This is a genomic window from Streptomyces sp. NPDC090442 (assembly GCF_044769405.1).
Classification (GTDB): Bacteria; Actinomycetota; Actinomycetes; order Streptomycetales; family Streptomycetaceae; genus Streptomyces.
In genome coordinates this window covers 1-7,668 of the sequence record NZ_JBIVXW010000147.1, presented here as the reverse complement: position 1 = coordinate 7,668, position 7,668 = coordinate 1, and the positions used below count along the sequence as shown (strand labels likewise).

The window sequence follows — 7,668 nt, the reverse complement described above, 5'->3', positions numbered from 1 at the left end:
GACCAATCCACGTGCGAGGACGGGGAGTCCACATGCAGAGTCTTCGGCAACACACCGTGCCGCATCGCCTCGACCATCTTGATCACACCGGCCACACCCGCAGCCGCCTGCGTATGACCGATGTTCGACTTGACCGAGCCCAACCACAGCGGACGCCCCTCCGGCCGCCCCTGCCCATACGTCGCCAACAACGCCTGCGCCTCGATCGGATCGCCCAGCGTCGTACCCGTACCGTGCGCCTCGACCACGTCGACATCTGCCGCGGACAGCTTGGCGTTCACCAGTGCCTGGGCGATGACCCGTTGCTGCGACGGACCGTTCGGCGCCGTCAGGCCGTTCGACGCACCGTCCTGGTTCACCGCCGAGCCCCGGACCACCGCGAGCACCCGGTGCCCGTTGCGCTGGGCGTCGGACAGCCGCTCCAGCAGCAGCATGCCGACGCCCTCGCCCCAGTTGGTGCCGTCCGCCGCCTCGGCGAACGCCTTGACCCGGCCGTCGGCCGCCAGGCCGCGCTGGCGGGAGAATTCCATGAAGCCGCCGGGGGTGGACATCACCGTGGCGCCGCCGGCCAGTGCGAGCGAGCATTCGCCGTTCCGCAGCGACTGCACGGCGAGGTGCAGGGCGACGAGGGAGGACGAGCACGCGGTGTCGACGGTTACCGCCGGCCCTTCCAGGCCGAGCGTGTAGGAGATGCGGCCGGACATCACGCTGGCGTTGTTGGCGGTTCCGCCGTGCGCGTCGAACTCGGCGCGCAGCGTCATCAGCAGCGTCAGATAGTCCTGACCATTGGTGCCGGCGAAAACACCGGTCCGGCTGCCGCGCAGGGACGTGGGCGCGATCCCGGCCCGTTCGAGTGCTTCCCAGGAGACCTCCAGCAGGAGCCGCTGCTGCGGATCCATCGCCAGCGCCTCGCGCGGCGAAATCCCGAAGAATCCGGCGTCGAACTCGCCGGCCCCTTCGATGAATCCGCCTTCGTTGACATAGCTGGCCAGCGACTGCCGTTCGGTGTCGATTTCGGTATCGGAGTCAGAGGCGGAACCGACACCGGCATCAGCATCGACACCGGCGCCCTTCTTGGCGGTGGCGCCGGATTCGGTGTTGGTGGCCGTCGTGCCGTGTACGACGTCGAGGTTCCAGCTGCGGTCCTGGGGGAATGGCGACATTCCGTCGCCGCCGGAGGAGACCAGCCGCCACAGGTCCTCCGGGGACCGCACGCCGCCACCGAAGCGACAGCTCATGCCCACGATGGCGATGGGCTCCTGCGTCGACGCCTCCAGGTCGCGCAAACGTTGGCGCGTTTGCTGGAGGTCAGCCGTTGCCAGCTTCAGGTAATCGCGAAGCGTCTGCTCGTCAGCCATTCAATGCCGCCTCAATCAACATACGCCCGAACGCCACAGCGAACAGAACGCTTCTCAGAGGGCAGAGTGTTACGGCCGATGCGGCGTTGACCCGCATGGCGAGTCTTCAACGGGCATGCCTGGCAACGCATCCCCCGCAACGGCCTGAAACCCTTCTCGCCCGCCCAACCCGGTCGCCAATACTCACGCTGCCGTCTGGGCAGCAGCGATCGATATTCCTGTCTTCGAATTGTCGAGAGCCTTCGAGAATCGCCGAGTTCCCCTTGGGCACCCTCGGGTGAATCGTTGAGGGATTCAGTGGGCCCAGGATTCTTCGAGAACTCTCAATGCTCTCGACATTCGGATACGTTCAACCTCGCTGAACCTTATCCAGCCGCATTTTTCGCCAACACCCCCTACCGCCCCCTAAACCTGGGGGTCCGGCAGTCGGGGCGGGGCAGTGGAGCGGCCCCTACCCCGCCGGCTCCCGTCAGCCCTGTCCCGGGTCCTCACGGATGAGCTTGAACAGCTCCTCGTCGGACACCGAGTCGAACTGGCCGGCCACCGCCGACGGTTCGGGGTCCCTCGCATCGCCATGTCCGGTCGACGGCCTCGACGACCAGTTGTTGAGCAGGGCCTGCAACCTGATGGTGATCTTGTGCCTGGTCAGCTCGTCCGCATCGGCGCCGGCCAGCATGGCTTCGAGGCGGTCCAACTCCTCCAGCGGGGAACCGTCGTCGGCCCCGGGAGCGAGTTCGGTACCGAGTTGCCCGGCGAGTGCGGCGGGGGTGGGGTAGTCGAAGATCACCGTGGCCGGCAGTGACTGGCCGGTGGCCGCCGTGAGCAGGTTGCGGAACTCCACCGCGCTGAGTGAGTCGAACCCCAGCTCCCGGAAGGGCCGGTCCGCGCTGATCGCCTCCGGGGAGGCGTGTCCCAACACGGCCGCCGCCTGGGTGCGTACCAGGTCGAGGAGGATGCGGTCGCGTTCGGCAGTGGACGCCCCGGCCAGTGCCCCGCGCAGCGAGGTCTCGGTGGTCTGGGCTTCGGACGCGCCGGTTCGCATCGCCCGTTGCGCCTCCGGAACGGCGTCGAGCAAGGGACTGGGGCGAACGGCGGTGAGCACCGGAACGTACCGCTCCCACTCCACGTCAACGACCGCATAGGAGCCGCTCGCCGTGGCGAGCCGGCTCAGCGCGCGCAGTGCCAGCTCCGGCGCCAGGGCCGTGATGCCGCCCCGGGCCAGTCGGTTCTCCACCACGTCCGCGGCCGCCATGCCGGCCTCGTCCCACGGACCCCAGGCGATGGACGTCGCGGGCAGTCCCGCGCGTACGCGCCGCTCGGCCAGCGCGTCCAAGTAGGCGTTCGCGGCGGCGTAGTTGCCCTGCCCAGGGCCGCCGAACGTACCGACCATCGAGGAGAAGAGCACGAAGGCGGTGAGGGGATGGTCGCGGGTGAGCTCGTCCAGATGCCTGGCGGCGTCCGCCTTGGGGGCGAAGACCTTCGCGAAGCGCTCGGGCGTCAGCCCGTCCACCACTCCGTCGTCCAACACACCGGCCGTATGGAACACCGCGGTGACCTTCTCGTCGGCCAGCACTTCCGCCAATGCCGCACGGTCGGCGACATCACACGCGACGATGCGGACCTCGGCCCCCGCCTGCGTCAGATCCTCTCCCAACTCGACGGCCCCGGGGGCGCGTTCACCTCGTCGACTCAGCAGTACGACGCGCCGCGCACCCCGCTCAACGACCCAGCGGGCCACCTGTGCGCCCAACGCGCCCGTGCCACCGGTGACCAACGCCGTGCCACCGGCGATCGACCACTCCTCCTGGCCCGCAACCCGCGCCGAGCGCACCAGCCGCCGTCCAAACACACCGGACGACCGCACTGCCACCTGGTCCTCAACGCGCTGAGACAGGACCCCGGCCAGGCGGCGCCCCGCCCGCTCGTCCACCACCTCAGGCACGTCGACCAGACCGCCCCATCGGTCCGGCAGCTCCAACGCCACCGACCTTCCCAGGCCCCACACCATCGCGGCATCCGGGATGACCTCGTCGTCGGACGGGGCGGTCGCGACCGCACGCTGGGTCAGCGCCCAGATGCGGCCACCGACCCCGGCGTCGGTCAGCGCCTGCACGGCCGTCACGGACCGCACCGCGTCCGATGCGATCACGACCACGCCGGCGACAGCCTCGGGGGCCACTTCGTCCGCCCCGACACGGGCATGGACCTCTGCCGCCAACGCGGCGCGATCCGCACCGGCCGGCGCGCCGACCCGGACGACGTTCGCGCCGTGTGCCCGCAGCACCTCGGCCACTCGCAGAGGGGTATCCGCGGACGTCGTGACGGCGGTGGTCGGCGACACATCCTCCTCGTTCTCCGGTGCGAGGATCAACCAACTCCCCGTCAGCGCGGGGCTGTCGGGATCGGCGATGCCGGACCATGAGACCTCGTAGTACCAGTCATCGACGGCGGACTGGTCGAGCCGGTCCCGGCGCCACGTGGACAGCGCCGGGATCACGGTGCGCAGAACCTCCTGGTCGTGCGTGCCCAGGGCGTTCGCCAGACCGTCGAAGTCCTGCTGCTCGATCGCCGCCCAGAACTCGTTGTCGGCCTTGTCTCCCCCGGCCGTGGCCGCCGGCCCGGCGGCGGCCCGCGGCGTGTCGAGCCAGTACCGCTGGTGCTGGAAGGCGTACGTCGGCAGTTCGACGTGTTCCCTCTCCACTAGGAGCGGTCGCCAGTCAACGCTCGTACCGATGCTGTGCAGTTGGGCGAGGGCGGTCACGAAGGTGTGCTCGGGATCGCGGTCGGCGCGCTGCGTCGCCACGCAGGTTGCCGTCCCCGTCTCCCCGTCGGCGAGCGTGCCGGCGGCCAGGGCCGTGAGCACGCCGTCCGGGCCGACCTCAACGAATCGGGTCACGCCGGCGTCGGACGCCGTGCGCACCGCGTCAGCGAAGCGGACCGCCTCCCGCACCTGCCGCACCCAGTACGAGGGCGAGCAGAGGTCTTCGGCAGAAGCGGGCTCCCCGTTGAGCGTCGAGATCACCGGGATCCGCGACGGCAGATACGTCAACTCACCTGCTATGTGCGCGAATTCATCCAGCATGCCGTCCATGCGGTGGGAGTGGAACGCATGCGAGACGCGCAACCGGCTCGACTTCCGACCGTTCGCCTGCGCCCAGTCCCGCACGGCCTCGACGGCATCGGTGTCACCGGACACCACCACCGACTCCGGCCCGTTGACGGCAGCCAGCGACACCAACTCGCCCAACAAATCGGCGATTTCGCCCTCGCGAGCCTGGACGGCGAGCATCGCACCGCCCTCCGGAAGCGCCTGCATCAACCGGCCGCGGGCGGCGACCAGAACACAGGCATCCGCCAGCGACAACACCCCCGCCACATGCGCCGCCGCCAACTCACCAATCGAATGCCCGATCAACACATCGGGAACGACACCGAAGGACTCCAACAACCGGAACAGCGCCACCTCAACCGCAAACAACCCCGTCTGCGCATGCACAGTCCGATTCAGCTCAGCCTCGTCCTCACCCCACACCACCTGGCGCAGGGGAGCATCCAACGCCCGCTCCAGCTCCTCGACCACCGCGTCGAAGGCGTCCGCGAACACCGGGAAGCGGTCATACAACTCCCGTCCCATCCCCAGTCGTTGTGCACCCTGACCTGAGAACAGCATCGCCGTCCGACCGCCACCGGCCGCCGATACCTCCCCGCGCACCACCTGCGTCGCGGGCGTGCCCTCCGCCAGTGCCGCCAGCCCGGCCAACAACGTGTCCCGGTCGCTACCGACCACCGCCGCGCGATGGTCCAATCCGGCGCGGGTGTTGATCAGAGAATGGGCAATCGCGGCAGGTGAGGCTTCCTCCCGCCCTGCCAGGAAGGCTCGCAGGCGTCGAGCCTGTGCCCGCAGGGCCGACTCCGACTTCGCCGTCACCACCCACGGCACCGGAACGCCGGCCAGCCTCTCCGCGGCCGACTCGTCCTCCACCGTGTTGGGGGTGCCTGCGACGCCATCGCCCTCAGACGCCGGTTCCGGTGCCTGTTCCACGATGACGTGCGCATTGGTGCCGCTGATGCCGAACGACGAGACCGCCGCACGACGCACCCGACCACCCTCACCCTCCCAAGCCCGGTTCTCCGTGAGCAGCTCCACCGCCCCACTCGACCAATCCACCTGCGACGACGGCGCATCCACATGCAACGTCCTCGGCAACACCCCATGCCGCATCGCCAACACCATCTTGATCACACCGGCCACGCCCGCCGCCGCCTGCGTGTGCCCGATGTTCGACTTGATGGACCCCAGCCACAACGGCTGCTCCGCCGGGCGGCCCTGCCCGTACGTCGCCAGCAGCGCCTGGGCCTCGATCGGGTCACCCAACCGCGTGCCCGTGCCATGCGCCTCAACCGCATCCACCTCGGCCGCCGACAACCCCGCACTGGCCAACGCCTGTCGAATCACCCGCTGTTGGGACGGACCATTCGGCGCCGTCAGACCATTCGACGCACCATCCTGATTCACCGCCGAACCCCGCACAACCGCCAGGACCTGATGGCCGTTGCGGCGAGCGTCCGACAACCGCTCCAGAACAAGCACGCCAACACCCTCACCCCAACCCGTACCATCCGCCCCCTCAGCAAACGCCTTCACCCGACCATCAACCGCCAACCCACCCTGCCGCGAAAACCCCACAAACGCCCCCGGCGTCGACATCACCGTCACACCACCGGCCAACGCCAACGCACACTCACCACCACGCAACGCCTGCGCAGCCCAGTGCAACGCCACCAACGACGACGAACACGCGGTGTCCACCGTGACCGCCGGCCCCTCGAAGCCGAACGCGTACGCCACCCGGCCCGACAGCACGCTCGCCGTGTTGCCCGTGGCGAGGTACGCCTCGGTGTCCTTCGGGGCCCGCGACATCAAGGCCGCGTAGTCCTGGCCGTTGGTGCCCGCGAAGACGCCGACCCGGTCGCCCCGGAGCGAGATCGGGTCGATACCGGCCCGCTCGACGGCCTCCCAGGACGTCTCCAACAGCAGCCGCTGCTGCGGGTCCATCGCCACCGCCTCACGCGGCGAAATCCCGAACAACTCCGCGTCGAAATCCCCCACTCCACGAACGAAGCCACCCTCCTGGACATAACTCGTCCCAGAGGCGCCGGCCGCCCCATCGCCCTGGAACAGGGCATCGAAGTTCCACCCGCGATCAACGGGGAACGGCCCGATGGCATCCCCGCCCGAGACCAGCAGATCCCACAACTCATTCGGCGACGACACCCCACCCGGGAACCGACAGGACATGCCGACGATGGCGATCGGCTCATCCTCGACGGCCAACCCACCACCATGCCCGCCCTCTACAACACCCTCAACACCGACACCCCACACCTGACCACACACAAACTCGGCCAACGCCCCCGCATTCGGATAGTCAAACACCACCGTCGACGGCAACGACAACCCCGTCGCCACCGACAACACATTCCGAAACTCCACCGCAGTCAACGAATCAAAACCAAGATCCCGAAACGCCCGACCCGGCGCAACAGCCTCCGACGACGCATGACCCAACACCGCCGCAGCCTGGGCGCGCACCAGATCCAGCACCGCCCGCTCGCGTTCGCCGGTGGAAAGCCCGGCCAGGCGAGCAGCGAGCCCGTCTCCGTCGGCGGACGTTCCGTTGGCACCGTTCGCCACGGCGGCCTCGATGGCCTCGCGTGCCTCGCGCACTCCGCTGAGCAGCGGGCTCGGCCTGAGCGCGGCGAAGGCGGGCGCGAACCGCGACCAGTCGAGGTCGGCGATCAGCGGGCACGGATCGGCACCCACGGCCCGTTCCAACGCCCGCAACGCCAGTTCGGGTGCCAGGGCACCGACACCACCACGGGCCAGCCTGTCCCCCACGGCGTCGGCCGTGGCCATGCCCGCCTGGTCCCAGGCGCCCCACGCCACGGACGTGGCCGGCAGCCCCGCACTCGCACGCAACTGCGCCAACGCGTCGAGATAGGCGTTCGCCGCCGCGTAGTTGGCCTGTCCCGCACCACCGAGCGAGCCGACGACGGAGGAGAAGAGGACGAAGGCGGTGACGGGATGGTCTCGGGTGAGCTCGTCCAGATGGCGAGCCGCCTCCGCCTTGGGCGCCAAGACCTTCGCGAAACGGTCAGGCGTCAGCCCGTCCACCACACCATCGTCCAACACACCGGCGGTGTGGAAGACCGCAGAGACCTCCTCATCGGCCAACACCCCGGCCAACGCCGCACGATCAGCCACGTCACAGGCAACGATACGAACCTCCGCACCGGCACCCGTCAGTTC

General features: G+C 69.2%; 2 protein-coding genes. Both read right to left on the bottom strand.

From position 1 onward, the window contains the following. On the bottom strand, window positions 1-1,358 hold a 1,358-nt coding region (locus ACIQU6_RS43255), incomplete at its 3' end, for a type I polyketide synthase (protein ID WP_403487992.1). 469 nt (window positions 1,359-1,827) lie between these two features. Next, window positions 1,828-7,668, bottom strand: a 5,841-nt coding sequence (locus tag ACIQU6_RS43250) for a type I polyketide synthase (RefSeq protein ID WP_403487991.1), incomplete at its 5' end; no start/stop codon positions are given.